This is a genomic window from Bradyrhizobium sp. AUGA SZCCT0176 (assembly GCF_018130145.1).
GTDB lineage: Bacteria > Pseudomonadota > Alphaproteobacteria > Rhizobiales > Xanthobacteraceae > Bradyrhizobium.
This window is the reverse complement of record NZ_JAFCMB010000038.1, coordinates 1-26090: the sequence shown is the minus strand read 5'-3', so window position 1 is coordinate 26090 and position 26090 is coordinate 1. Positions and strand designations below refer to the sequence as shown.

The 26090-nt window shown below is 60.5% G+C and carries 29 protein-coding genes; 14 read left to right on the top strand and 15 right to left on the bottom strand.

Annotated elements, in window-relative coordinates; translation table 11 throughout:
• Positions 1–589 precede the first annotated feature (589 nt).
• Entirely contained in the window at positions 590–1822 is a 1233-nt protein-coding gene (locus tag JQ600_RS36215; protein ID WP_212466102.1) for an acetyl-CoA C-acetyltransferase, read from the top strand.
• 32 nt (positions 1823–1854) lie between these two features.
• Here the strand turns inward: JQ600_RS36215 and JQ600_RS36210 are convergent, their stop codons facing one another.
• The 3 genes from JQ600_RS36210 to JQ600_RS36200 are packed head-to-tail and all read right to left on the bottom strand — an operon-like array spanning position 1855 to position 5760.
• Positions 1855–3447: an ATP-binding protein gene (locus tag JQ600_RS36210; RefSeq protein WP_212490427.1), complete on the bottom strand. Its 1593-nt coding sequence runs from the start codon at positions 3445–3447 to the stop codon at positions 1855–1857.
• Positions 3444–4145, bottom strand: coding sequence for a response regulator transcription factor (locus tag JQ600_RS36205; RefSeq protein ID WP_212263903.1), 702 nt, complete (start codon positions 4143–4145; stop codon positions 3444–3446). Before JQ600_RS36205 ends, JQ600_RS36210 begins: the two co-directional genes overlap by 4 nt.
• A 25-nt stretch (positions 4146–4170) precedes the next feature.
• Positions 4171–5760 carry a DUF4173 domain-containing protein gene (locus JQ600_RS36200; protein WP_249136259.1) on the bottom strand — a complete coding sequence of 530 codons (1590 nt, stop codon included), beginning with the start codon at positions 5758–5760 and terminating at the stop codon, positions 4171–4173.
• 186 nt (positions 5761–5946) lie between these two features.
• On the opposite strand from JQ600_RS36200, the gene JQ600_RS36195 reads away from it, so the two are divergent.
• The 3 genes from JQ600_RS36195 (at position 5947) to JQ600_RS36185 (ending at position 8730) form a co-directional block, all read left to right on the top strand.
• Positions 5947–7248: a glycoside hydrolase family 3 protein gene (locus tag JQ600_RS36195; protein WP_212490426.1), complete on the top strand. Its 1302-nt coding sequence runs from the start codon at positions 5947–5949 to the stop codon at positions 7246–7248.
• A gap of 130 nt (positions 7249–7378) precedes the next feature.
• Positions 7379–8422, top strand: a complete 1044-nt coding sequence (locus JQ600_RS36190; protein WP_212392364.1) for an LLM class flavin-dependent oxidoreductase — start codon at positions 7379–7381, stop codon at positions 8420–8422.
• On the top strand, positions 8419–8730 hold the full coding sequence (locus JQ600_RS36185) for a hypothetical protein (protein ID WP_212392363.1): 312 nt from the start codon (positions 8419–8421) through the stop codon (positions 8728–8730). Before JQ600_RS36190 ends, JQ600_RS36185 begins: the two co-directional genes overlap by 4 nt.
• A 24-nt stretch (positions 8731–8754) precedes the next feature.
• Here JQ600_RS36185 and JQ600_RS36180 read toward each other — a convergent pair whose 3' ends face one another.
• The 3 genes from JQ600_RS36180 to JQ600_RS36170 form a co-directional block, all read right to left on the bottom strand.
• Positions 8755–9909 carry an OpgC domain-containing protein gene (locus tag JQ600_RS36180; RefSeq protein ID WP_212392362.1) on the bottom strand — a complete coding sequence of 385 codons (1155 nt, stop codon included), beginning with the start codon at positions 9907–9909 and terminating at the stop codon, positions 8755–8757.
• A 165-nt stretch (positions 9910–10074) separates the two neighbouring features.
• Complete coding sequence (locus JQ600_RS37140) at positions 10075–10350, bottom strand: hypothetical protein (RefSeq protein WP_212263907.1); 276 nt, start codon at positions 10348–10350, stop codon at positions 10075–10077.
• Positions 10351–10537: 187 nt separating this feature from the next.
• The gene (locus tag JQ600_RS36170; protein WP_212263908.1) at positions 10538–11155 is read right to left on the bottom strand and encodes an XRE family transcriptional regulator; all 618 of its coding nucleotides are present in this window, start codon (positions 11153–11155) and stop codon (positions 10538–10540) included.
• A 132-nt stretch (positions 11156–11287) separates the two neighbouring features.
• Here JQ600_RS36170 and JQ600_RS36165 point away from each other — a divergent pair, with 132 nt between their 5' ends.
• Together JQ600_RS36165 and JQ600_RS36160 are read left to right on the top strand one after the other, a co-directional pair.
• On the top strand, positions 11288–11821 hold the full coding sequence (locus JQ600_RS36165) for a GcrA family cell cycle regulator (RefSeq protein ID WP_212392360.1): 534 nt from the start codon (positions 11288–11290) through the stop codon (positions 11819–11821).
• 66 nt (positions 11822–11887) lie between these two features.
• Entirely contained in the window at positions 11888–12457 is a 570-nt protein-coding gene (locus JQ600_RS36160; RefSeq protein ID WP_212263910.1) for a DUF6456 domain-containing protein, read from the top strand.
• 4 nt (positions 12458–12461) lie between these two features.
• Here the strand turns inward: JQ600_RS36160 and JQ600_RS36155 are convergent, their stop codons facing one another.
• Complete coding sequence (locus JQ600_RS36155) at positions 12462–14024, bottom strand: winged helix-turn-helix domain-containing protein (protein WP_212392359.1); 1563 nt, start codon at positions 14022–14024, stop codon at positions 12462–12464.
• 143 nt (positions 14025–14167) lie between these two features.
• Between JQ600_RS36155 and mddA the strand changes: the two genes are divergently transcribed.
• The gene (mddA, locus tag JQ600_RS36150) at positions 14168–14938 is read left to right on the top strand and encodes a methanethiol S-methyltransferase (RefSeq protein WP_212392368.1); all 771 of its coding nucleotides are present in this window, start codon (positions 14168–14170) and stop codon (positions 14936–14938) included.
• A 366-nt stretch (positions 14939–15304) separates the two neighbouring features.
• A complete protein-coding gene (locus JQ600_RS36145) occupies positions 15305–16567 on the top strand; it encodes a CaiB/BaiF CoA-transferase family protein (RefSeq protein ID WP_212263912.1) in 1263 nt (420 codons plus the stop codon).
• Positions 16568–16688: 121 nt separating this feature from the next.
• Here JQ600_RS36145 and JQ600_RS36140 read toward each other — a convergent pair whose 3' ends face one another.
• Positions 16689–16874 (bottom strand): hypothetical protein, encoded by a 186-nt coding sequence (locus JQ600_RS36140; protein WP_212210050.1) that lies wholly within the window; start codon positions 16872–16874, stop codon positions 16689–16691.
• A gap of 25 nt (positions 16875–16899) precedes the next feature.
• Between JQ600_RS36140 and JQ600_RS37135 the strand changes: the two genes are divergently transcribed.
• The gene (locus JQ600_RS37135; protein WP_249133246.1) at positions 16900–17085 is read left to right on the top strand and encodes a hypothetical protein; all 186 of its coding nucleotides are present in this window, start codon (positions 16900–16902) and stop codon (positions 17083–17085) included.
• 24 nt (positions 17086–17109) lie between these two features.
• Here the strand turns inward: JQ600_RS37135 and JQ600_RS36135 are convergent, their stop codons facing one another.
• From JQ600_RS36135 to JQ600_RS36120, 4 genes are read right to left on the bottom strand one after another with little or no spacing between them, the layout of a single operon-like run.
• Positions 17110–17430, bottom strand: coding sequence for a cupin domain-containing protein (locus tag JQ600_RS36135; protein WP_212263913.1), 321 nt, complete (start codon positions 17428–17430; stop codon positions 17110–17112).
• The gene (locus JQ600_RS36130) at positions 17427–18182 is read right to left on the bottom strand and encodes a YqcI/YcgG family protein (protein WP_212392358.1); all 756 of its coding nucleotides are present in this window, start codon (positions 18180–18182) and stop codon (positions 17427–17429) included. Before JQ600_RS36130 ends, JQ600_RS36135 begins: the two co-directional genes overlap by 4 nt.
• 25 nt (positions 18183–18207) lie before the next feature.
• A complete protein-coding gene (locus JQ600_RS36125) occupies positions 18208–19500 on the bottom strand; it encodes an MFS transporter (protein ID WP_212490422.1) in 1293 nt (430 codons plus the stop codon).
• Positions 19500–20210, bottom strand: coding sequence for a hypothetical protein (locus JQ600_RS36120; RefSeq protein ID WP_212263916.1), 711 nt, complete (start codon positions 20208–20210; stop codon positions 19500–19502). Before JQ600_RS36120 ends, JQ600_RS36125 begins: the two co-directional genes overlap by 1 nt.
• 61 nt (positions 20211–20271) lie before the next feature.
• Between JQ600_RS36120 and JQ600_RS36115 the strand changes: the two genes are divergently transcribed.
• The 5 genes from JQ600_RS36115 (at position 20272) to JQ600_RS36100 (ending at position 24236) form a co-directional block, all read left to right on the top strand.
• Positions 20272–21291 (top strand): GlxA family transcriptional regulator, encoded by a 1020-nt coding sequence (locus JQ600_RS36115; RefSeq protein WP_212263917.1) that lies wholly within the window; start codon positions 20272–20274, stop codon positions 21289–21291.
• A gap of 249 nt (positions 21292–21540) precedes the next feature.
• Positions 21541–21669, top strand: a complete 129-nt coding sequence (locus JQ600_RS37350) for a hypothetical protein (RefSeq protein WP_283813406.1) — start codon at positions 21541–21543, stop codon at positions 21667–21669.
• A 96-nt stretch (positions 21670–21765) separates the two neighbouring features.
• Positions 21766–22899 (top strand): alpha-hydroxy acid oxidase, encoded by a 1134-nt coding sequence (locus JQ600_RS36110; RefSeq protein ID WP_212263918.1) that lies wholly within the window; start codon positions 21766–21768, stop codon positions 22897–22899.
• A gap of 240 nt (positions 22900–23139) precedes the next feature.
• On the top strand, positions 23140–23337 hold the full coding sequence (locus JQ600_RS36105; RefSeq protein WP_192738659.1) for a hypothetical protein: 198 nt from the start codon (positions 23140–23142) through the stop codon (positions 23335–23337).
• A gap of 545 nt (positions 23338–23882) precedes the next feature.
• Entirely contained in the window at positions 23883–24236 is a 354-nt protein-coding gene (locus tag JQ600_RS36100; RefSeq protein WP_192738658.1) for a phasin, read from the top strand.
• Positions 24237–24246: 10 nt separating this feature from the next.
• Here JQ600_RS36100 and JQ600_RS36095 read toward each other — a convergent pair whose 3' ends face one another.
• From JQ600_RS36095 to JQ600_RS36085, 3 genes are all read right to left on the bottom strand, one after another.
• Entirely contained in the window at positions 24247–24504 is a 258-nt protein-coding gene (locus JQ600_RS36095) for a hypothetical protein (protein WP_409410700.1), read from the bottom strand.
• A 463-nt stretch (positions 24505–24967) separates the two neighbouring features.
• On the bottom strand, positions 24968–25177 hold the full coding sequence (locus JQ600_RS36090; RefSeq protein ID WP_249133248.1) for a hypothetical protein: 210 nt from the start codon (positions 25175–25177) through the stop codon (positions 24968–24970).
• A 312-nt stretch (positions 25178–25489) separates the two neighbouring features.
• Entirely contained in the window at positions 25490–25675 is a 186-nt protein-coding gene (locus JQ600_RS36085; RefSeq protein ID WP_192738654.1) for a hypothetical protein, read from the bottom strand.
• Positions 25676–26090: the final 415 nt, after the last annotated feature.

Below are 26090 nucleotides of genomic sequence, written 5' to 3'. Positions count from 1 at the left end.
GTGTCAAGCTGTCGGGTAGGCGTGAGCCGAACGGCGGTGACGGAGTCAACCAAGAACTCGTCTCCGGGGAGAGCACGATATAAGCCGTAAAGCCATTGCGCAGGGAAGGCCGGGTGTTCTCCGCTGCCCTGTATGCTCGTGTGCAGCATTTGTTGTGCTAACCGCACACGAGACCGCGGGTGCAGCGCGCACCCGGTCTTCCCTGCGCCCTCTATTTGAAGAGGGCGGGAAGTTTCTGGCAAAGCTCGGGCGCAATGCGTCGCGAGATCGCGAAATCACGTTTTGAATGATTGCGCATCTACAATCACCGCTGTCGTCCCGGGCTTGACCCGGGACCCATAGCCACAGGAAGAAGTTTTGCGAACGGTCTCTGTTACCGCGTCTTCATCGAGAGCTCACGCGGTATGGGTCCCCCGATGCGCAATCGCGCATCTGAGCTCAAGGCCGGGACGACGAGTGGAGAGCGTGAGGGCGCCAAAACGGACTGCCCCTCTGCCCGAACCGCATGGGTCCAAACACGGGGATGAATTGACTCCAAGGCTTAACCGGCTGCAAATGCAGCCAATCACTAATGGCGAGGGAAAACACCATGGCTGACGCGCTGATCATCGACGCCTGCAGGACACCGCGTGGCATTGGCAAGGCCGGCAAGGGTGCGCTCGCGGGTATCCATCCGCAGCAACTCGGTGCCACGGTGTTGCGTGCGCTGGCAGATCGCACCGGGATTAATACCGCTGACGTCGACGACATCATCTGGGGCACCAGTTCCCAACGCGGAGCGCAGAGCGGCGACCTCGGCCGGATGTCGGCGCTGGACGCCGGCTATGATGTGCGCGCCAGCGGCGTCACGCTGGACCGGTTCTGCGGTTCCGGCATCACCAGTGTCAACATGGCGGCCAACTCCATCATGTCGGGCTCCGAGGATCTCGTGATCGCCGGCGGCACCGAGATGATGTCGATGGAGGGTCGCCGCGGCGAGGGGCCGTTCATGATGGACAATGGCAACCTTCGTCTGCGCGCCCGGCACCCGCAATCGCATCAGGGCGTCTGTGCCGATGCGGTGGCGACGCTGGAGGGTATTTCGCGTCAGGATGTCGATGCTCTGGGCGTCGAGAGCCAGAAGCGTGCGGCCGCCGCCATCAAGGGCGGTCATTTCGACAAGAGCCTCGTGCCGGTTCACCGCGAGGACGGCAGCCTTGCGCTGGACCGCGAGGAATATCCGCGTCCGCAGACCACGCTGGAAGGCCTTGCCGGGTTGAAGCCCGCCTTTACCGCGGTCGCGGACTATCCGCTCGACGACAAGGGCACGACCTACCGCAATCTTATCCTCGACAAATATCCCGATCTCGACATCAACTTCATGCATCACGCCGGCAATTCCTCCGGCGTCGTTGACGGCTCGGCGGCCATTTTGTTGGCTTCGCCGAATTATGCCAAGGCACATGGCCTGAAGCCGCGGGCGCGCGTGGTCGCGATGGCGAACATGGGAGACTCCCCAACCCTGATGTTGAATGCGCCGGTGCCGGCTGCGCGCAAGGTGCTGGCCAAGGCAGGCCTCACGCTCGATGATATCGACCTGTTCGAAATCAATGAAGCCTTCGCCGTCGTCGCCGAAAAATTCATCCGCGACCTCAAGCTCGACCGCGACAAGGTCAACGTCAATGGTGGCTCAATCGCGCTCGGTCACCCCATCGGCGCGACCGGCTCGATCCTGATCGGTACCGTTCTCGACGAACTGGAGCGGCGCGACCTCAGGCGTGGCCTGGTGACGATGTGCGCCGCCGGTGGCATGGCGCCTGCGATCATCATCGAGCGAGTCTGAAGCGTTCTCGGGCGAAGAAAACGCGATCAAAATCAAGCGGCGGGAAACTGCAGTTCGAACGCCACGTCCTTGTCTGATGGCAACAGCCGGATCGATCCGCCGTGACTCGCCATCACGGCCTGGACGATCGCGAGTCCCATTCCGGTGCCGCCGGTGTCGCGGCGGGTGGTGAAGAACGCGTCGAATATCTTCTCCCGGTTGGCCTCCGATATCGGATCGCCGTCATTGCTCACGGTCATCTTGACCGTGGCACCTTCATCGACCGCTGCCAGCCGCACATTCCCAGCGTTGTGACGAATGGCGTTGTCGGTCAGATGCGAAAGGACGATGAGCGCCTTCTCGTTGGACATGCCGATCGAACGTTCGAGACAGCCGGTGGCGTCGATCGCGCGGGTGGGAAAACGGCTCTTCAGTCCACTGATGACCTGGCTCAATTCGGTGTGCTCGTTCTGCGGCGTGGTCTCGGCGCGCGCCAGTTCGCGCAGCCGCTGCGTCATCGCTTCCAGACGCTCGGTGTCGCCCAGAATATTTGATACGAAAGTCTTCTGCTCCATCAGTGTGAGATTGCCGGTCTTGCTCTGCAGTGAATCCAGCAGCAGTTCGGCGGCGCCCTTGATCGAGGTCAGCGGCGACTTCAGCTCGTGGGTGAGATGCGACGAGAAGGTCGCGATGTAATCCGATCGGCGCGACAATTGCTCGGCCATGTCGAGAAAGCTGTGCGACAGCTGGGAAAACTCGCGGGTGCCGTAATGCGCCAGCGGCTGAAAGGCGTCGCGGTCGCCGCGGCTGATACGGGCGGCGCGATCGACCAGCTCGCGCATCGGCCGGGTGATGGTGCGGGAAAACACCAGGCCAATGATCACAGTGGCGAAGATGACGGCGAAGCCGGCAAGAATGAACTTGCCACGCTCCTGATAGAGATGGTCGAAGATGTTGCTCGGCGTCCTCGACAAGTAGATGACGCCGGCAACGCGATTGTTGACGACCACGGGCATGGCCGAAAACACGTGAACGCCGACGCCGCGGCTGATCGAGTAGATCGGCGGCGGGGGCTTATCGGGGACTCTGATCCGCAACGCGGCGCGATACTGGCCCTGCAACGCGGTCGCCACCTCCTCGATATGCGCCAGTGATTGGCCGACTTCGTTGCGGCCGGCGATCACCACGCCGCGGGGATCGAGGATCCGGAATCCCGCCAGCGTGACCTTCTGCGTTTCCAGGATGATCGGCATCAGCCGGGCCCCGATCTCGACATAGGCCTGAGATGCGGGAGCACCGGCCGGAAGTGCGTCGGGCCGCCGCCTCAGCAGATCTGCGCCGGCGGCCAGGTCGAGTGCCGGCCGGATTGGCGTCATCTTGTCGTCCGAAACAGGGCGCGCTTCGGGCGGGATTTCAGCGCCAAGGACGACCCCGGCATTGAGGCGGGCTTCCACGTCTCGCGCATAGACCGCGGCCAATACCCGGCTTTGGGCAATCAGCTCGGCCTGCGTCTGGTGAATGAGCTGGTTGTCATAGAGCCGAAAGAAGAACAGTCCGACCAGAGGCAATGCGGCCACAGCAGCCAACGCGGCAAAAATGATCATGCCGACCGACGGCCGCCATTTCTCGCCGGCCCGCGATGTCATGCGTGCGGCTCGCAGCGGCCGAGCTTGAAGCCAACGCCGTGGATGGTCTCGATGACATTGTCGCAGTTCACCGCGGCAAGCTTGGCGCGAATATTGCGAATATGGCTGTCGATGGTGCGGTCCGACACCTGGATGTTGAGCTGATAGGCAGCATTCATGATCTGCTCGCGGCTGAAGACCACCGATGGCCGGGTTAGAAAAGCCCTGAGGATTCCGAATTCGATGGCGGTCAGGCGAAGCGGTGTACCGGCGAACGCCGCAACATGCTGTTCCGGATCAACCAGCAGCCCGCCCTGGGAAAGCGCCGCATTTGCCTTTGGGTCCGACCCGCGCAGGGAGGTGCGGCGCAGGATGACATTTACCCGCGCGACGAGCTCGCGCGGGCTGAAAGGCTTGGTGACGTAATCGTCGCCGCCGATCTCGAGGCCCAGCACACGGTCGATCTCTTCGTCGCGTGCCGAAAGAAACAGGATCGGAACGTCCGATGACTTCCGGACCTCCCGGCAGACATCCAATCCATCGAATTCCGGCATGCCGATATCGAGAATCATGAGGTCCGGCCTGTCGGCGGCGAAGCGGGTCAAAGCTTCCTTGCCGTCCCGCGCCTCGAAGACGGTCATCCCGGCCTTCCGGAGCGCGACCCGGATGACTTCGCGAATATGCAGGTCGTCATCGACGATGAGGATACGGTGTGTCAAACGTCTCTCCGGACAAAGGTCGTCGTCAACTCGCGGTCGAACTCTTTGAGGCGTCCAGAGTACGCTGGAGCCGCCAGCTCCGAAAACCCCAGGCGCGCCAGGAAGCCAAATCATTGAGATGCTGTTCTACAAGGTAGTTGCGGCGGAAAACAAGGTTTGGATCGAAGCTGCGGAGGGCAATCGCCCTGTCGATGGCGGGCAAGGCCTGAGGACCGAGATGAAACAGATAGTTGATGTCGACCGGGACACCCTTGCCCGTGGCTTCGCGGCTATGACCGACATTGTAGTCGGCGATAACAGCAGGAAAATTGACCAGCGAACAAACATAGAGCGTTGCGATCAAAGTGATGAGGTTCGCGCGGATCAGCCAATCGTTCGAACGATTGAGCCTGATACGGGCAACGATAAGCAGCAGTCCGAACGCGACAAGCAGCATCCAGATAAAGGCTGCGACGCGCCACCAGGTCAGCAGGTAGATCTGCACATAGAGATCGAGCCGCAGGATGGATGACGCAACCAGCAGGACGTTCTGCGCGACCCAGAGATAGACGAGCGGCCGGATCACCTTCGATTGCTCTGCCGGGCCGCCGGGTCTCATTGCGATGAGTACGAATCCGGCAGCCAGCAACGCGGTGAGGATCAGGGGATAGGCGCCCCGGTGCGCATAGGCCGCGTAGCTGATGTCGGCCGGCAGCGTCGCGTTGCCCCAGAGAAAGAACACGTCCAGGGCGGTTTGAACCGCAAACAGCAAATTGAACAGGATCAGCGAACGCAGGATGGTCGCCACACCGAAGAAGTCGACGTCATGAACTGGCTTCTCCTGCTCCTCCGTTACCGATACGACCAAGTCGGCCGGCGCCTCGGACTTGCGGCGCCACCGGACGTGGATAAAGGGCCAAACCAGCGACAAAGCGGCCGCCCAAAACAGCACCCGTCCCAGGCTGATATAGGAGGTGGCGCTGCCCGGGTTCAGCAGGCTGATCCATTTCTCAAGCAGCGGATTGGCCGATACGAACAGAACTGCGAAGATGCCGCTGAGAACCACCGGAATGAACCACACGGTGAAACCGGCCGTCAGCGCCGGGAGATTGAACGCGCTGATGGCGTCCCGGAGCAATCTGAACGGGCCGACCAGATAAAGGTCGCAGAGCGCGGCGGCTTGTTCGCCAACGCCGGTCAGTTTGCGATCTGTCGTTAGCGAGAGGCCAACGCCGAGCGCCACGACAATGAAGAAGAGTGAAGCGGCATTGAATTCCTCGACGGCCGGGATGAGGGCGGCGAGCACAAGGAGGCCCGCGGGTAGAATCTTCGCTTTGTTCAGCCTGGTGAAATTGGCGAGCAGCGCGCCGCCGGTTAGTGCAATGGCGAAGATAACAGCGGATATTCCGGTTCGCTGGCCGTAGAACAGCCAGTCGGCCAATGCCGCGAGGGCCAGGGCAATGGTCGGCTTGATTGGGAAAGTGCTTTCCCGAATGGAGCCTGCATGGGGTGCCGGCGTGGAGAATTCAGCCATCGTTGCGCTGCCTGTCTGGAGGGAAAGATTGCAGACCAGCGCCGCCGAGAGTGGCTCACAGAGCCACCAGACATCATTGGCTAAACGCGAGGGAATCGGCATTCAAAGGTCGCACCGGTTTGCAAGACGAGCTATGCGCGGCCATTGTGCAAATACCGGGAAGGCTGTCTGCAAGACTTCAGGATTCTTATGCAGTTTCTGTGCAGCCACGCTTATACGCTCGCGGAGCAATAACAAGTTTGATACGGCGATGGTCTCGCCAGTCACACGCACACAGCATCGTCCTTCATGCAAATCATCAAACGTATCGGCGTCGGCCTGGCCTGGTTCGCGGGGTTGGCTTTCATTTTCATCGCGGCGAACAAGAACGATCCTTATCTGATCGCGTTGCGTGGTACGGGTAACGTCGTTCTTGTCGTGGTGAGCGTTGGCGTTCTCGCCTGCCTGATTCGCGGCGGTTACTGGCGCAGGCGAGGGATCGCGGGAAAACTGCTGGTCCTGCTGTGGTGCCTGCCGCCGCTGTCAATGCTGTGCGCGCAAGCCTCGTTCGAGTTGCGCAGACGAAACGTTCTGCAGACCGACGTCGCGCAGGCGCGTAGCCTCGGCCAGCATTTCATGGCGGGGTATTCATCATTCCCTGAAGTGGCTGCTTTGGCTGAGAAAGGCCTGATCGCCGGCATCTACATCACCAAACACAATGTACGAAGAGCACCGGCGACGCTGAAATCTGAACTCTCGGCGCTTCAGGAAAAACGACGTGCCGCCGGCCTGCCGCCATTGATTGTCGCCGCCGACCACGAGGGCGGCATCGTCTCGCATCTGTCGCCGCCCCTGACCAAATTGCCTGCGCTCTCGACGTTGGCGAGCCTTCCGCCGGATGTTCGCACGGAGAAAGCGAAGGCCTTCGGGCGAACTCATGGCCAGGAACTGGCGGCGCTTGGCGTCAACCTCAATTTGGCGCCGGTGCTGGATTTGCGACCCGACGCGAAGCGTAACCGGTTCGATTTCAACACGCTGATCGGCCACCGCGCGATTTCCGACGATCCGGCCATCGTGGCCGACATCGCCAGGTCCTATGTCCATGGGCTTGAGGCCGTTGGTGTCGGTGCGACCGTGAAGCACTTTCCGGGGCTGGGGCGGGTTCGTGCCGATACCCATCACTTCAGTGCCGGTCTCGACACGCCTCTGGCGGAGCTCGAAGCGTCCGACTGGCGGCCGTTTCGGGCTGTGCTGGCGGGCTCCGGGGCGCAGTTAATGATCGGGCACGTGACGCTGACCGCTGTCGATCCCGATCGCGCGGCGTCGCATTCCCGGCTTGTGGTTGACGGCATCGTTCGCAAGAAGTGGAATTACCAGGGCGTCATCATGACTGACGATCTGGTGATGGGCGCGATCTATCAGAACAATGTCTGCACAGCGGTGGTGGAAGCGCTCAATGCCGGCGCCGATCTGCTGCTGGTCGCCTTCGACGGTACGCAATTTTACCGGATCTTCGCGTGCGCCAAGGAGGCATCTTCTCAAGGGAAACTCGATTCGGTAACGCTGCGCGACAGCGAGGCACGGCTAAAGCGGGCATTACCGCCGGATTGAGAGAGACGCTCCTCGCGGTCTCGGTGCTGGAAGGTCTGGCGTTTGCCATGTAACATCCTCTTACGACGCGCCGGTCGTCGCCGCAGGTACCATCGTGGCGGGCCGGAAAAGACGTCCTCGGGGTGGTGCAATGCCGTTCGGAATCTTCGATCAAAACGATCACGGGCCCTATCCGCTCAGCGAACAATATGAAAATCGGCTGCAATTGATCGAATTCTACGATCAAGCCGGATTCCGTACATACCATATGAGCGAGCACCATTCGACGCCGCTCAATTTGACGCCATCGCCAAGCGTGTTCCTTGCAGCGGCGGCGCAGCGCACCAAGCGTCTGCGCCTCGGTGCGCTGGTCTACGTATTGCCGGCGCACCATCCGCTGCGGTTGGCCGAAGAAATCTGCATGCTGGATCATCTGAGCCGGGGCCGGATCGAGGTCGGGATCGGCCGAGGCGCGTCGCCGCATGAGCTGCATTATTTTGGCGTCGATCCGGACCAGGCACAGGCGATGTATGTCGAGGCCTACACCGTCATCATGCAGGCGCTGACGCAGGCCGAGGTGAATTTTCCAGGCAAGCACTATCAGTTCACGAACGTACCGATCGACATGAAACCGGCGCAGCTTCCGCACCCGCCGCTATGGTACGCGGTCCCGGTGCCCGAGGGCGCGGTCTGGCCGGCGCAGAACAGGATCAACATCGTGTGCGGCGGGCCGCTGCCGCGGGCACGTGAGATTACCGACCGCTTTCGCGCCGAATGGGCTGCGGCGGGCAACTCGCCGGAACAGCTGCCGCTGCTCGGGATCAACCGTTTTGTGGTGGCGGCCGACAGCGACCGGGAGGCGATGGCGCTTGGTCGCCGTGCCTGGCCGAACTTCTACAGCAGCTTCATGAAGCTCTGGAAGAAGCACGGTACGCAGCCGCGTTTCGCCCGGCTGCCCGAGGATTTCGATACGATGGTACAAAACGGCGGAGCGATTGCGGGATCACGGGGCACGATCCGGGAGCAGGTCAGAAGGATGACCGAGGAGGCGGGCGCCAACTACTTCATCAGTCAGTTTTCGTTCGGCAACCTCAGCCAACAGGAGGTACTGCACTCCGCTGGCATCTTTGCGCGCGAGATGCTGCCCGTGGCGCGGGAGCGCGTGGCGCAGACCGTCCAGGAACACCAAGGATGATCATTCGCGTTATCGCATCGAGCCGATCCGTCGAAATCGATGACCCCGAAAATTTCAAGGCATTCTCGGTCCGCATCGAAGGGGCGATGGATTCCACCGTGCAGGCAAAACTGCTTGGCAGCGTGGCCGTGCGCAGCGATCGCGAGCATGCCTGGATTTCGGAGAAGGTCTTGCGCGATTGGCCTTCGCTCACATACGAGGCGTGGTGGCAGGATGGCCTGTCGAACATGATCGCAGCGGTGCAGAAATTCGGCTGGAACGATCAGGTCAACCATTCGATCCGCGCCCACATCGAATACGCGCCGTAGCGGTTTGGTGGACCGCAGCCTCGCTCAGTAACGAGTGCTGAGCGCAGGTTTGTAGTCCTGCCGCCTGGACCACGACGTGTAATAGGCAACGCCCGCCATGATCGCGATTCCGGCGATGCTGACCAGGAAATGCATCGCGAGCGAATTCGGTCCCGTGATCAGGAAGAAATGCCCTGCAAAGGAAAGGAAGACACCGGCGCAGAAGACAGGCAACCATTCTTCCCCGCACTTCACGATCGGCCGCAGGGCTGGCCGTTGAAATCCATGCCAGTCTCTCGGGACCGCGAACGAGAAGAGGAAGGCAAGAGTGAGGAAATGAAGTACCCTGTAAGGGGCCAGATTTTCCTTTTCATTTGGAAGGAAGAAATCGAGCACGGCGTCAGGAACGATTCCAGCCAACTGCGGCACGTTTCCCGTTACGGTCACGATCAACGCGAACAAGAGATAGAGCAAAGCCAGTATGCGCAGGATCGAAAGATCCTGGAGCGAACGAATCGCCCGCATTTGCCTCGCGCTACCCAACGCGAACCAGGCGCCGAGCACGAACAGCAACTGCCAGGCGAATGGATTGAAATACCAGTGCCCGTCTGGAAATGAGGATAGATTCCAGTCGAGTTTGCGGGCGGCGAGGTAAAGGACAATCGACCCGGCTGCCGTCAGGTTCGGCCGGCGCAACATTCCGAACAATACGACCGGAAAAAATGCCATCAGGACGATGAAGAGCTGCAACACATCGAGGTTGAGCGGCTTGGCCTGGAGCAGCAGGCCGTAAATCAATGTCCGGATCGTGTGGCCGAGGATTCCGGCGACATTGAATTCGTGGATGATTTCGGGCGCCGCCGATTTCCTGGCGACGTATCCGATCAAGTCGATATAGATCACGAACAGGACGACATAGGCGGCGTATAGCTGCCATACGCGCCTGAAAATGCGGGTAGCGGTGACCAGGAAACCGCGCTCCAGCATCATTTTTCCATAGAGGATTGCGGCGGTATAGCCGCCGACGAACACGAACAGGTCGGTTGCGCCGCTGAATCCGAAATTCCGCAGGGTCAACAGGCTGACTGCGTTATGCGGAATGTGATCCAGAAATAAGAACCAGGCAGCGATACCAAGCAGCAGGCTGAGCCGGGGATCGCCGTCGCGTGCGGCAATCTCGGCCTTCATTGACGGAAACATGGAGTGTAAGAACTTTGCAAGCCGGAGAAAATCGAATCGCTTATGTAGCGCAATTGTCTGCGCCGTCCGAGTAGACTTTGCGTGACGAATAATTAAGGAAGCCGCCGGCGATCAAAGCCCGTTAATGATCACATTATTTTGACGACGGAACAGGGTTGCCCGAGTTCAGACGGTTTCATGTTTTCGCAGGTCGCGTCGGTGGTCGAACTGGTCGGCCTGCAGATCGACGCTTGCCGCGCCAATGTCGGGAAGCGCGGCTTCGTTCAGAATGTCGGCGGTTATGTCCTCGACGGAGGAATCGACGATTTCATGGATAAAACTGATGTTCCTGTATTCACCCGACGCAATCCGCGAGATGACCTCGCGCCGGGTGATTTCAGGATCGACAATGGCCTCACGGCCACGCCGGCCGTAATCGATCATCACGACGAAATACTGCATATTTGGCAATCTGTCAGTCACCCTGGAACGGATGGCACCAGTATTGCTGAAAAACAGAAAAAGTCAAGCAAGAATTCGGCAAAACAGCAATCAAGGCGGCGTGTGGCCTGTTCCCGACGGCCGGCCGGCCGAATCACTTGATGGCTTTACCTGCCGAATCGCTTCCCTTTCGCCGGCATCCCGTCCGCTATTTTGCCTTGGCCGCCTTGCGTGTCTTCGCAGCTGCCTTATTGCGCAGGCGTTCGATCTGACCCCGCGGCAGGGTGACGCAGATCTCGCCGATCCATTCGAGTTTCACGCCCGTGATCGGCTTGGCGTTGAAGCTCTTGAGATTGACCAGAGGTGAGGACTTTCCTCGCTCGATCGTCTTCAAATAGCGCTCGCCGGTCTTCAGGCGCACGACAGCCTCTTCGCCGTAGAAGCTCGACAGCGGATGGCGCTGATCGCGGAAAACCACGATAACGTCGCCATTTTCGTACTTTGGCAGCATGGAATCGCCTGCAACTTCAAAGGCGATGGTCTCTTCGGCCATCGGGAAGGGCAGTTCGACCTCGCCGAGGCCCTCCGGCGGCACCTGTTCATGCTCTGGCTCGATCGTTGCGCCGGCGCCGACGCGCCCCATGATCGGCACCGAATTCAGCCCGAGATATTCCGTGATCGGCGCGATCTCGGACGCCTTGATCAGCCGTATCCCGGACAGGATTTCCGAGACTGCGCCCGCACGGACGCCCATGGCGTCCGCCAGGCCACCCTTGCTCTTACCCGTCCTCTCAAGTGCCCGTTCGATCATTTTGACGTCCAGCATGGTTCATCCTTTCCCGAATTTCGGAAACACTAGCAGTTACGATTACCAGAAACAAGCTTGACTTTTTGTTCGGAATATCGGAAATAAACGAGGGGGCGCCGGGCGACGCTGAAAGAAACAGGAAATTCGGTAATGGAACCAACAGACTGGGCGCCCGAGCACTCGGGCGCGCTGCGGGAGCTTTTTGCCCTGCATTTGTCCTTTGCCCGGATCGCGGCAGCTATCAACAGGAAATTCAACACAGCTTACTCGCGCAATGCCGTATTGGGCCGTGCCAGGCGGATGGGGCTCGCCTGGAACGAGCGGTCCGGATCGTCGTCCCCAGGCGTGGAGCCGCAGTTGACCCGGCCGGGCCAAATTCACCTGGTAAAGGCAACATCGCCCAGGTTTCCATGGCCGGTGCCGCCGCTTAGAGGGATGAAGCCGGTCGAGCTGCGTTGTGTCGAGATCGATCCGCTCCATCTCTCCCTGATCGAACTGGAACGCGGCAATTGCCGCTACCCTTACGGTGGGGACGAAGAGGGGGAAGCCATCACCTTCTGCGGTCATCCACGCCGGCCTGGCTCGAGTTACTGCACACCGCATTTTCATTTGAGCTGCGGCCCCGGCACGCCATCGGAACGCACGGCGTGCACTGTCTTGCTCAAGCTGGTTGAGACGGCATGAACAGCAACGCCGGGTTCTTCCGCGCGCAATCCAAATTCCATCGTTCTTGAAAGGAGATCATCCGACATGCCGAGAGCCAAGCGGAACAAGCCGTATAACCCTGCAAGGGCCCATGACCGGAAATCCCGGGATTTGCCACGCAACGCCGAGGTCGCGACCGTCGAGGTCGATAATCCCCTGGCGCTGGAGCCGGGTGAGAAGATCGTTGCCCTGCGCTCCATCCGCAACGATCCGCTTGCCCGTCTGCATTCGCATCGCCAGATCGACGAGGCGCAGTACCAGGGCGGGCGGGCCTTTCAGAGCGATTGGGAGAGAGCCGAGCGCGGCCCGCGCGCTGTCGATCCGACCAGGGAGTACGTGGATGGCGGTCAGATGCGCGAGCCGATCACCGAGGGGCAGCGCAAGGCCGTGCTGCGGCTCAATCGCGCCGAGCGCGAACTCGGTGCCGACGGTTCGGCGCTGGTGCATGACGTCCTTGTCCACGGCTTGACTATGGCGCAGGTCGGGCAACGGCGGGGATTGCTCACCCAGCGCTGGAAGGACTATTTCGCACGTCGGTTCTGCGAATGCCTCGACCGACTAGCACTGATCTATGGGTTCGCGAACGCCAATCCCGTCAAAACGCCCCCGCGATGAAGCATTATTCCAGCCCAGCGCGGCGGAACCCCTCTAGATAATGCTCCCGATCGGCGTCGAGTTTCCAGGGTAACTGCGTCGCGATCCAGGCCAGCGAGATATTGGGCTGGGTCCGCCGCAGCTCCTCGAGCGCGGCTTTGGCGACGTCGATCTTCCCGGCCATGCCGGCGGCCACCGTCAGCACCCGGTAGGCGCCGCTGAGATCGCCGCGCTGGCGGGTCGCTTCGCGCGCGAGCGAGATCGCTTCACAATAGTTCCTGCCGACGAACTGGGCGTAGGCGGCGACGCCGTAATAGATCGCGGACGAAGGATCGCGCGGGCTCTGGCGGATGGCGCGTTGCGCGGCCGCATAGGAGTCCTGCCATCGCCCGCTGTAGGACAGCGCCAGCGCGTAGTATCCTTGCGCCAGCGAGAAGTTCGGGTTGAGCTGCAACGCCAGCTCGAATTCGGCCAGTGCATGGTCGAGGCGGCGGGTGGAGAAATAGACGCTGGCGAGCGCGGTATGCGCCCACGCATCCTCGCTGTCGGCAGCAATGGCTGCGAGCGCTGCGCGCTCGGCGATGGGGGCTACGGTCGTAATGTCCGCCCAGCCCAGATGCACGCCGAACATGTGGTTAGTGGCGATCAGGGCCAGCGCCTGGCCGTAATTCGGATCGATCGCAATCGCCTGTTCCAGAAGCGTCTGAGCGGCGGCGCTGTCCGTCCGCGTCACGCGCCAATGATGCGACAGCGCCCGCATAACAAGGTCCCACGCGTCCACGCTGTTCGGTGGTTTGCGCCGGCTGCGGAAGTTTTCGGCGGCATAGATCTGCGGCTCGATCGCCGCGACGATGGCATCGGTGATCTCATCCTGCACGGCGAATACGTCGACCAGATCGCGGTCGTAATGCTCTGCCCAGACGTGGCTGCCGGTCGCAGTGTCGTTGAGTTGCGCGGTGATGCGCACGCGATCGCCGCTCTTGCGCACGCTGCCTTCGAGGACGTAGCGCACCCCCAGTTCGGCGGCGACCTGCTTCAGATGCACCGCCTTGCCCTTGTAGGAGAACGACGAGTTGCGGGCGATGACGAAGAACCAGCGCAATTTCGACAACGCGGTGATGATGTCTTCGCTGATCCCGTCAGAGAAGTATTCCTGTTCCTGGTCGCCGCTCATGTTGTCGAACGGCAATACGGCAATCGCCGGTCGATCCGGTAATGGCAATGGCCGGGGTTCAGCAGCGGCCTCGGCTGGCTCGGGGGGCGGATGAACGCCATTCACCTGCTCGTTCACGGTTCCAACGAAACGAAGACCCTTTCGCGGAATTGTCCGGATCAGCCGTTGCTCCTTGCCACAGTCGCCGATGGCGTTTCGGGCGGCGTTGATGCGGCTGTCGAGCGTTGAGTCCGACACGGTCCGACCGCCCCAAACCAGCGCGATGAGTTCGTTCCGGCTGACGACGTGATCGCGACGCTTCAACAGATGAACCAGCAAGTCGAATACTTGCGGCTGCATCGCAACCAGTTCGCCGTCGCGGCGCAATTCGCGAAGATTGGTGTCCAGAGCGTACTTGTCGAAGTCAAATTTCACGTGCGTTGTCGCATCCTTTCTCAACAAACAATCAAGTCCGTCTCATGGAGAGATCAAGCGTCAGGCAAAGTCTTGTCGGCGCGTTTCAGTCATCCTGCAAAAACCGAAGTCGCGATCCCATTGCCCTCCACGGAGTTAATTTCATGTCCGAAGCCCGAGCCGTTGGCTCAGTCATGCCGACAAATCGAATGCTCAAATTCACTGCATTTCTGTTCGGCGCTGTGGCCTATTTCACATTTCTCTTCACGATTTTGTATGCGATCGGGTTCGTATCGGACCTGGTCGTGCCGAAGGCCATCGATACCGGCGCGAATTCGCCCGTTTTTGAAGCAATCGCCGTCAATCTCGCGTTGCTGTCGCTGTTTGCCATTCAACACGGCGTGATGGCGCGTAGGGGCCTTAAACAATGGTGGACGCAGTTTATTCCGAAACCGTTCGAGCGCAGCACCTATGTGCTGTTTGCCAGCCTGACGTTGCTGCTGCTGTTCTGGCAATGGCGGCCGATTCCGACCGTCGTCAGGCATATCGAAGAGCCCGAAATGGCCGCAACGATCGCCATATTGTCATTTGTCGGCTGGGTGATCGTGTTCACCAGCACATTCCTCACCAATCATTTGTTCGGGTTGCACCAGGTCACCAACCACCTGACCGGTCGGCAGATGCCGCCGTCGACCTTCCCGACGCCGCTGCTCTACAATTTCGCGCGGCATCCGATCTATCTCGGCTTCATCATCGCGTTCTGGGCGGCGCCGACCATGAGCGTCGGACATTTGTTGTTCGCGGCGGTGACCACCGCCTACATCTTCGTCGGTATCTTGCTCGAAGAGGGCGACCTCATAGGCATGTTTGGCGACGAATATCGTCGTTACAAGCAGCGGGTATCGATGTTGTTTCCGTGGAGCAAACTGATCTGATCCAGACTCTCTGTTGTTTGTACGGAGACATAAGTGATGAAGCATACGGACACTGCCTCACCAGTCGAAGTGCAGGTTAGCGGGTTGCCGGATGGATCGGGCGTAGCGCTTCCCGGGTAAAAGTATTCGCGATACCCGCTGCGACACTGCTTTCGACGCGACTAAGCGAAGTATTGCGCTGCCCGGTCGGGGTAAACCCGATCGGGCGGCCGTTCGTTTGGGAGAGAGCTATGTCAGAGGCAGGTCCCGCCCTGCAAATTCGGGGTTTGGCGTTGGCTGCGGGCTTCCGGTAAAAGGCCATGAAGCACCGTTCGCGGCGGCCGCGATCCGTTCCGCCAGGCAAAATAACACGAGGAAATGCCCGACATGACTGCCAGACCGCAATTGCCGGAGCGCACGCCGCGCGCCAAGGGCGAACCGACCGCCCTCGATGGTCTGCTGGTCGTCGATTTCACCCGTGTTGTTGCAGGGCCCGCCTGTACGCAAACGCTGGCCGACTTTGGCGCCGAGGTGATCAAGATCGAAAATCCGGATGGCGGCGACGATACGCGTCATTATGAACATGCGGAAATCGGCGGCGAGAGTGCGGCCTTCCTCAGTCTCAACCGCAACAAGCGCGGTATTGCGCTGGATTTCACCAACCCGGCGGCGCTGGTAGTCGCGCGCGAACTGATCGCGAAAGCGGACGTCGTGGTGGAAAATTTCTCCGGCGGCGTGATGAAGAAATTCGGCCTCGACTATGCGTCGGTCGTTCCAACCAATCCGCGACTGGTCTATTGCTCGATCTCGGCCTATGGCCGCAAGGGAGAGCTCGCCTTGCGCCCCGGGTTCGACCCGATCACACAGGCCGAAAGCGGCTTCATGTCGCTGAACGGCTTTCCGGATGCTCAGCCGGTACGAACCGGCCCGCCGATCGTGGACATGGCGACGGGAATGTCGGCGTGCAACGCGATCTTGCTGGCTCTGATTGCGCGCGACCGGCTCGGCCGTGGCCAGCAGGTTGAGGTGGCGTTGATCGACACCGCGGTAGCGATGACCGGCTTTTATGGCATGGCCTACCTGATCAGCGGCGAGAACCCCGGTCGTTTCGGTAATTCACCTAACGGCTCACCGACGGTCGGCGTGTATCAGGCCGCCGACGGGCCGCTCTATATGGCCTGTGCCAACGACCGGCTGTACCGCCGCCTTGTGACGGAGGTGCTGGAACGGCCCGACCTCGTGACCGACCCTGAGTTCGCTCACCGGAAAAACCGAACGGCCAACAAGGAAAAGCTGCGCGCCATCATTGCCGGCGTCTTTGCCAGCGACCGGCTCGAGAACTGGATGGCGAAGATGAAAAAGGCGAACATACCGGTCGGCTATCTGCGCACCGTCGAGGAGGGCTTCAACGCGCCGGAAGTGCGCGACCGCGATCGCCTCAGCCATATCCCGCATCCGACCGCTGGTTCAGTGCCCAACATCGAAACGCCGCTCAATATGAGCCTCACGCCGACAATCGATCCCGTCGCTGCGCCGCTGCTCGGCGAGCACACCAAGGAAGTGCTGCGCAAGACGCTTGGATACGATGACCGCCGTATCGCTGGTTTGGCCGAGGCGGGGGCTTTCGGAAAGACGAGCAATACCGGCTGATCGGCTGTCTTTCGTTTTCAATCGTGTCACCGGCGCCGGGTCTGATCCATTCGGACCGGTCCCGGCCCCGCACATTTCCCGCCGACCCTCTCGCCGCACCGAATCGGGCCGTTTCGGCCGTTCAGTTCGGCTTGCTGCGTAGGTTGTTTTTTGGCATAGTTGCAACCTGTTCGGGCTCCGCGCGATCGATTTCCAGGCGAGCCATGCGAAGTATCAGGGTCGCCGTCGTCAGGCCGAGCCGTTCGGCTTCTTGCGCAGCAGTATCTACTTTCTGGGCCAAGCCCTCACGTTTACCTGGATATGCCATTCCTGTTCCTCTTCTAAGGTGCGAGATGAAAAATCCCACTTATGTTGCAGAGCTGCAGAAGAAACTCGGAGCTCCATCGAGCGAAACGATCGAAAGCCTGCGACTGTTGAAGGCTTTCGTGAAACTTCCGTCCGGTCAGCGTTCCGAAATCATCGAGCTGGTCGAACGAGTGGCGACGGACTCTTCGTCTAACGATCCCTCATTGTCTTGACCCCCATTGCACGCGCGCCTTGCTTCAATTGTTCGCTTGATGCGCGGGTGGACGGGTCGCGATCGCGTAGACTGCGCCGCCCTCCAGCGCTTCGGATTGGTGGAGCGTGCCGGCGGGCAGGTGGATGGTATCGCCGGCGCCGACGATGCGCTGGCCGCCATCCCACATGAAATTCAGCCGGCCGCTAATGATCACGAGGATTTCATCTACCGGATGGGTGTGAAAGCGATGCACCTTGCCCGCGGCGTCATGCTGCAATTCGATGCTGCCTTGCTCGGGGAGCAGGTTCAGGATGACGGGATCGATAGCGAACTCGGTTTTCTGACTTGCAATGATTTGGGTCATGCCGCTTGCTCCTTGTCTTCGATTTGAGGCGGTTTGCTCTGCGCGAGCTTGGCGAAGGGACAGCCTCCTCCGGATTCGTTATCGTCATGCAGGAAGTACTGCTGGTACTCGCGCCCGTCGGCCGCACCGTAACGGCCGAGATGCGGAGAGGGGCTTGCATTGTCGTAGGGAATGAGCCGCTTGCGTACTTCGGCGAACGCGGCGTTGGCGGCCTTTTCGCTACCGAGGATCTTCTCGAACACCCATCGTGGCTGGAAGGTGAGCATGAAGGCGCTCGACCGGCGGCTTTGCCGCATCACGTGTGCCGGCGTCGTGCACACCACAAAAATTGGCTCTCCGGCGAATGAGAACTCCCACATTGGATGATCGATCTGTTCGGGGATCTCTGCCGGCCATGGACTCTTGTCGAGCCGCGCCAACTGGTCGAGCGTCAGCCACATCTTGCGGTAATAGGCGTCAAGCGTCTGCACCGGACGAGGCCGGGTGAATACGATCAACGAAGTGTTGGGACCGTAGGATCTGGACTCGGAGACGTATTGTGCGAGTTGGACGCCTAGAATCTCGACGTCGTAGGGATCGAGGAACAGATAGCGCAACTGGTCCTGCCGATGGCCGGTCACGCCGAAAACACAGGGAAAAGGTCTCGCTTCGCTGCTCATCTGGGCTTCGAATTCGGAGAACATGACACTTTGCCAACTGCTCACCGCATACTTCGATGCGACTTCCTCTTTTCTCAAAAACAAACGCTCCATAACGGCCCCTCTACGTTCAATGCGTCTAGCGAACTATCAATTTGGTCCTCATCAATAACGGCCCGGCGATACCCGGCAGCGACATGAGCAGCAGAATTCCGATAAGCATGCTGTACCCGGCGTCGCCGATCGCGGCAGCGCCTTGCATGCCGCCGCTGGCGGCAAGCGGACTGGCAGCAATCATGGCGAAGCCGATGACGGGCTGTGCCGCGCCGGCGAAAATTCCCGCGGCCGTCGTGTTCACGGACGCGCCGACGCCGATAAGGGCGGAGGTGTAAAGTTTCTTGGTGCATTTCAGCACCAGGGGCACCGTCCCGCCGGCGACAAGTCCGAGCGTCGTAAACACGATGGTAACGTAGATCAGGCCGAACGCCTGTGCGATCGGCGGCAGCAGCATTGCAATCAGCACCATCCGCAGCACGCAGATGCGGATCAGCGCGGTGTCGAGCGCGGCTGCTGCGCGGTCAGCCATGTGACCGAGAAAGATCGAGCCGACCGCGTTACCGATCATGAAGGCGAGCAGGGGAGTGGCGGCCGCCGTCGGCGAGATATTGAAGAAATGAGCCACCATCGGAATACCCCAGACGCCTGACAGCGTCGTCACGACGGCGAAGTGAGAGGCAAAAGTCATGGCGCAGCCCCAGTTGGCGAGCTGGGTCAGCGATTGTCCGGCGGCCACAACGACGCTCTTCAACGTCTTGTTGCTGCGCGATACCGGATCAGGCTTCAGCACGACCTTGGCGAAGGCAAGGTTGGCCAATCCGACGGCGGCGATGAACAGGAAACACGCGCGCCAGCCGAAGCCGGTTACCGCGGCCGCGAGCGGCGTCGTCGCGATGACCCCGCCGACGTAGCCGGATACTTGCGAGATGCCCGACATCACGCCGAACCGCTCGTCGCTGAAGCTCTGCGCCACGAGCTTCAACAGCGCCGTGAATACCAGCGCGTCGCCGCAAGCGATGACGAGGCGCGCCGCAAAAACGTCGAGCATATTCGGCGCCAGCGCAAACGCAGCACTCCCGAGCGAGGATGCCACCAGACTGAACAGCACCACGCGCTTGACGCCGTAACGGTCGACCAGAAGACCCGCCGGAATCTGCATCAGCGTGTAGCCCCAGAAGTAGCTGGAGGCGAGCATCGCGACGCCGGCGGCGTCGGTGCTGAAGTCGTGCATGAGGTTCAGGCTGACCGATTGCGGCGACACGCGCTGCAGGAACGCGATGGCGTAGGCGATGGCCACCGCTGCCCAGGCCAGATAGGCGCGATCGGTGAACCGCGAGACCGGTGCGATCATGGCCTGTTGTCCGGGCATCGACATCATACCCTCGCGTATCCAACCGAGAACAGGGCATCGGCCGTATCGGGAATCACACGGGACATCGCGGCGTCGACCAGCGACGCCGCGCCATGATAGTCCTGCCGGTGGTGCTTAATGTGGCCGTAGGCGCCCCGCATGATCATGCCGGGTAGTTCCAGCAGTTTGCCGGGGTACAGCGAGGAGCACATCTCAATGCAGGCCGCTTGCAATGCGGGATCCTGCGTGTCCCCAAGCAGCGAGGGGGCAACCTTCTCGCAGATCTTGGCATTGGCGGCCCATACGATGGGATTTCGCGTCCGCCATCCATAGAGCACACTGTCACCCTTCTCGGCGGCACCTGAGCGCCTCAGAACTTCCGAGGTGAAAAATCCGTAGAGCCCGCGGCCCTGATGGGCGGGGAGCACTTCGGTTCCACTGCGATAGATTGCAAGTCCACTGGAGATCCTCAGCACGCGATAGACCGAAAACGCGACCAGTCCTGAGCTGCTAAAAACCAGAATGAGGCTGAACTTGCTGTCGAACGGGGAGGCGTCCGCCGTCCAATGCGGCTCGCTGGCTTTCCAGTTGACGGCGATGATGCCGTTCATCGCGTCCATCAGCGGTTGGCGGTCGGGGGCTGCAACGCTTGATGCATCCGGAAAGCTGTAGACTGCGTAGTCTGTCCAGGGCGATTTGATCGCCTGATACCGGCTGCCCAGATTTCGCGTCATCGCCGAACTCCAGTTACGCCTTGAGCTATACAGGCGAGCCTCGAATGGCTTAAAGGACAATATGCCCTCGAAATCTGCCAAACCCCGACGCTCCGGACCGCGTGAAACGCCGTCGACGCGGCGTATCGCGATCGTCGCCTTTCCGGGCGTGACCCTGCTGGATATCTCCGGTCCGGCGCAGGTGTTCGCGGAGTTGGCGGCGATCGAGTTGTCTGGTCCGGGCTATTCCTTGTCCTATCTGTCAGCCTCGGGCGGGTTGGTGCCGACAGACGTCGGGATGATGGTGGATACCGCCGCGATCGATAGCGTCCGGCCGCATCAAGTCGATACGCTGGTGATCCCGGGCGGGCCCGGTATTTGGGATATCCGCAAAGACACCCGGCTGATGCAATGGATTTCGCAGACGCTGCCCAAGGCACGTCGGGTGGCATCGGTGTGTCTCGGGGCTTTTGCGCTGGCCTGGACCGGCGCGCTGGACGGAAAGCGCGCCGCGACCCATTGGCGCTATTGCCCGAGGCTGCAGGACAGCTTCCCCAACATCCGCGTCGAGCCGAACGCGATCTTCGTCAAGGACGGGCGGGTCTGGTCATCGGCTGGCGTCAGCGCCGGCATCGATCTGGCGCTCGCCATGATCGAAGAGGATTTCGGCCACACCACCGCGCTCGACGTTGCGCGAAGGCTGGTGGTGTTTCTCAAGCGGCCCGGCGGCCAGAGCCAATTCTCTACCGTGCTCGCGGCGCAAGCCTCCGACGTCGAAGGGCGGTTCAGCGCGTTGCACGCCTGGATCATCGAGAATATCGCAAGCGATCTCAGGGTCGAAACACTCGCCGCGAAGGCCGGGATGACGCCTCGGACTTTTGCTCGCACCTATGCCAACCGCACCGGAATGACGCCGGCGAGCGGTGTCGAAGCGCTGCGGGTGGAAACCGCACGTCTGTTGCTGGAAAGCAGGCAGGTCGGCGGCGTGATCGAGGTCGCCAAACGCGCCGGGTTCGGCGATGACGAACGCATGCGCCGCGCGTTCCTGCGGCACCTCGGTGTATCGCCCACCGAATACAGGAACCGTTTTTCGGGCGGTTGAGCGCCGCCGCCGGGGGCCCAGCGGCCACGAAGTTCCCCTGTGTTAGTCCCCAAAATGCGCCAAGCTCTGACGTTTTTGGCCACAATCCAAATCGACCGTGACGACATGAAAACGCTGGTCGTCATTTCGATTCTTGCGCTGCTCACGGTTTCTGGGGCGGCCTATACCGACCAGCTTTTCACGGGCGATCAGCAGACGACGCGAGGGGCGGATTGAACGCGCCTCACAAGCACCTTGGGGACGACGAGCATGCTTTCAATTGATCAATTCTTGCGATTCATCAGTGTACCGGCCGTGATGGCGGCATTCCTGATTGCCTCCCAGGTCTCGGGCGCGGGAATTTTCCATTCCAAGCCGATGTACCTCGCCAGCGAATAGCAGCCCTTCGTTCCAGCACCGGATTAACCCGTTCAAAGCGGTAGCTTTTCCCATTTGTCTGCGGCTAATGTGCCGCCAAAACGGGAGAGAAACAGCATGAATGATGGGACCCCCATCCGGCCGGCGAGGAATGTCGAACTCGGCGCCAGCGGCGAAGAATTCCAGAATCTCCATGAATTCGTGCGCAAGGCGCGGGCCCGGCTGAACCAGAACGCCTGGGACTATATCGTCGGGGCCTCAGAGACCGAGACGACCATGCGCCGCAACCGCATGGCGCTGGACGAGATCGCATTCCGGCCGCGGGTCCTGCGGAATGTGGCCCGGGTCGACGCGTCGACCGAGGTCTTCGGCCGTAAATTGCGCCTGCCGGTGATGATCGCGCCCGTCGGCGCGCTGGAGATTTTCGATCCCGATTCAGGTGCTGCGGTAGCACGGGGAGCCGGGACGTTCGGCGCGGCCCATATGCTCAGTTCGGTCTCCGAGCCCGGGCTTGAGGCTACGGCAAAAGCAGCGCCCGATGCGCTGCGCATCTTTCAGCTTTACGTTCGCGGCGACGATGCCTTCGTCGAAGATACCGTCAGCCGCACGATCGAAAACGGCTATGCCGCGTTTTGCCTGACGGTCGACACCGCCCATTACAGCCGGCGCGAACGCGATATCGCCAAACGCTATGTCCGCGAAAGCCGTATCCGCGCTACCGGCGGCGACTTCCAGAAGGGGCTGGAATGGCGGACCGTGAAGCTGATCAAGGACAAGTATAAAATCCCGCTGGTGCTCAAGGGCATCGCGACCGCGGAAGATGCAGTCATTGCGCTCGATCATGGGGTGGACTGGATCTATGTGTCGAACCACGGCGGACGCCAACTCGACCACGGCCGCGGCTCGATGCACGTGCTGCCCGAAATCGTAGACGCCGTTGCCGGCCGCGCCAAGATCATGGTCGACGGCTCGTTCTGCCGCGGCACAGACATTGTGAAGGCGATCGCCTCGGGTGCCGATCTCGTCGGCATCGGCCGCCTGCAATGCTGGGCGCTCGCCGCCGCGGGCGAGGCCGGCATCACCCGGATGCTGGAATTGCTGGAGGATGAAGTGATCCGGTGCCTCGGGTTGCTCGGCGTCACCAGTCTTGCGGAGCTCAACAAATCATATCTACAAGCGGCGATGCCGACCAACCTGCCGAGCGTGTTCAGTGCATTCCCGCTGCTGGATATTGAACCTTACCGGTACTGAGCACGGTGCTGCGGGCCGATTTGGGTGGATGGCGTCCTGACGACGTTGCCGCGTAGACGAGCGGGGCTGTGTTTCGCGACGGCTCTGCTCAAGGCTTGCGCGGCACACAGGGAATCTCTGGTCAGGTCTTGTACGCCATTCTCAGGGAGGCCGGCTCCGATTGTTGCATTAGCCGGTGCGCGCAAGAAGCTGCCGCGATGCAGACAAAATCTGATCGAAATCTACCAATAGCGAGGAGGGATGGTGGACAATCCTTTCGCTGAACTCAGTCTCGAAAAGGCTATTGGCCTTCGTTGGACATTGCGGGACATTCAGGCCCGCCGGCTGAAAATGTCGCCTGTCAGCGACGAAGACCTGCACGTTCTGACCGAACTCGGTCTGATTGAGATACGAGACGAGGGGCCAGTGCTGACGGAGGCAGGGGCTGCCGTGCTGTGACCCGATCTAGAGCTTCGGTTCTGATTGAATCAGAACCGAAGCTCTAGATTCTTATTTTGTCGCGTTTTCTTCACGCGAACCGGTAGCCACTTCGCTCGAAAACGCTCTAGCGGGCCTTCAAAAAGCTCTCACCCGAGTCGCATGGGGCGCATCGATAGGTCAGCACATCGTAACTTTGATCGCGTGGCTCGATCATGGCCAGCCTCATTTGCGCGCCGCATTTGATGCAGGGCATTTCTATGCTGGTTTGAAAGCGCGTGCAGGTTGGCGTTGGCCGGAATGTTTGCAGCATTTGTTCCCCATGTTCCCGAGAGCGACGCAAACGCCACGAACCGTCGAACTCGAGCCCCCGAATCACTATGCCACACTGTTGACATGATTGGAATCGGGGTACGCTAGCCCGTATCGCTACGGGCCGGAGAAGGAATTAATTCCTTTGCGGAGGCGCCTGGACGACATCCCAGGAAATGCGGCGCCGGCCAATACGGCGCAGACGCGGCCCTGAACTATGCTAACCTCCCAGAGACGACATTGGAGAGGCGATCATGATTGAACCGAAACTCGAAGTTCCGGCCGAGCTGCGCGATCTGGCCGAAAAAACCATCGATCAGGCAGAAAAGGCGTTCGGCATGTTCTTCGATGCCGCCGGCAAGTCGATGACGTCGATGCCGGGGCCAGGGACGGAGATTTCGAAGCAGGCGCTATCGTTCACCGAGCAGAACATGAAGGCAGCATTCGAGCACGCCCGAAAGCTGGTTCATGCGACCGACCTCCAGGAAGCGATGCGGATTCAGTCCGAATTCCTGCGAAGCCAGTTCACCAATGCCGGCGAGCATATGAGACAGATCAGCGGTGGTGTCATGTCGGCCGCCAAGGACGCGACCAAAGGCAAGTTCTGAACGGCAGCCGCTACCGCCGGCGCGCTATTGCGACTCCGAACAGGAACGCAACGAACAGACTTGCGAGGGGCGCTTCCCGGGTAATTGCGCTGACGGTGGATAGCGGCTTGCCGGGTTGCCGTGCCGTTGCGATCGCCTCGGCTAGACGATCGACCGCGGACTGAAGCGCTGCAGACACATCCGTGATCGTGCGCGATACATCGGTCGCGGCGTCGATCGCGCGTTCGGCCATGTTGGGCTGTAGCGGTGGAGGTGTCTCGATGCTCACTGTCGACACTCACTTTAAGATTTTTAAACTTTGAAATCTGTTCAGCATGCTGGAAATGCGCGAGTAGGCGATTTGTTCCGCCACGGTTCCGCGACAGGGCGGTCTGAAGGCGGAACAATCGTCGGCCCCGGGATTTGATTCCAACACAGCAACCAATCCGGGTTTCTAAAATGACGAACAATCATTCGAAGGAAAGCCATGCGACACGCCGTGGCGGAGCACCTTTGGCGGTCGCGATTGCAGTCGCGTGTGTTGGCGGGTTCAGCATGTTAATCGCTGATTACGGCCCAAGGAATAAGACCAAGGTGCAAACGGCCGCGGAGGCACATTACAGCACCACGGGCGACGCCGCCCGGGCGGCCGGCGCAAAGGTGATGCCGACCGAACCGAAACCGCAACTTGAACCCGATGCGCCGGGGCCGAAGCCCGTGCAGCCGGCAAACCCCGTGCGGTCCGGGTATAACTAGTCGGCAGGTTGGTCCTCGCCGTGCGAAACCCTGAGAGCAGCGTCAATTCTCATGTGAACGCGACGCTCCGCCATGTGAATCAGCCGCGTCCTGGTCTTGCCGGCCACGGTCTGCTCGCCGATCTGAAATCGCCATTGCCAGACATCCGGTTCGCCGGTGGCCGCGACGCTGTATTCCACGCCCTTGTAAATCACGATCTGCCCCATGCTGGGTCAATATCATGAGGGACAATTCTTTGCCGCTGCGATCAATCCGGGAGATTACGGAAAATGGCCCGTGATCTGCATGCTTCCCGTGCAGAATGGCGTGAAACACGAATGGCTCGATGCTGAGTTGCAGGGGCTGCGGCCGCTTCGCTCAAGAGGTACCGATAGCCGATCCCGTTGATGAACAGTCGTTCGGGCAGCTTGCAAGTAGCGGCGAGAGCTTGATGCGACGATCCTGATTTCGCGTTTGACACGTCGGGCAAATCAGGGGCAGAAAATCATCATCACGAAATCAGGCTCGTGACCGGCGCGTCAGCGTACGCTGACGAAAGCGCCCCATACGGCAGCAAGCCCCGCTCCCACCAGGACGAGAAGCGGGTTGGCACAAAACGAACTGCCGTACTGGCACATCGTGACGCCGAGCGAGCCGATCTCGTTATGGCTTGCCGCATAGAACAGGCCCGACAGGATCGCGAGCACGGTAGCGACGAAATACATCAACGGCCTCCTTGCGATCTGATTGAGCGTTGGCTGGTGCCCTGCGCCCAATGTTTCCATTTGAATGTCGATGCACCGAACCAATTTTTTGCGCTTGACGCGTCGGGCAAATCAGCGGCACATCTTCATCATCGCCGATATCGTAAAGCTCGCGCCGGTAAATCGGCCGCGGGCTTTTTCATTTGCAGCGATGCTATCCGCGGGGAAGTTTCAAACTATCCAACCTGTTGCATCGCATTTTCGGTAATTTGTCGACGGTCCGAAAAACATTCGACACGTCGGGCAAATCACCGGCAGATTTTCACCATCGCGACAATCGTGCACAGCCCGGGCGGAGCAATCCGCCGCGGGCTTTTTGTTTGAAATTTTCCAATCGGACGGCGGCCGCTTGTCACGACGCCACAACTCCCAACGC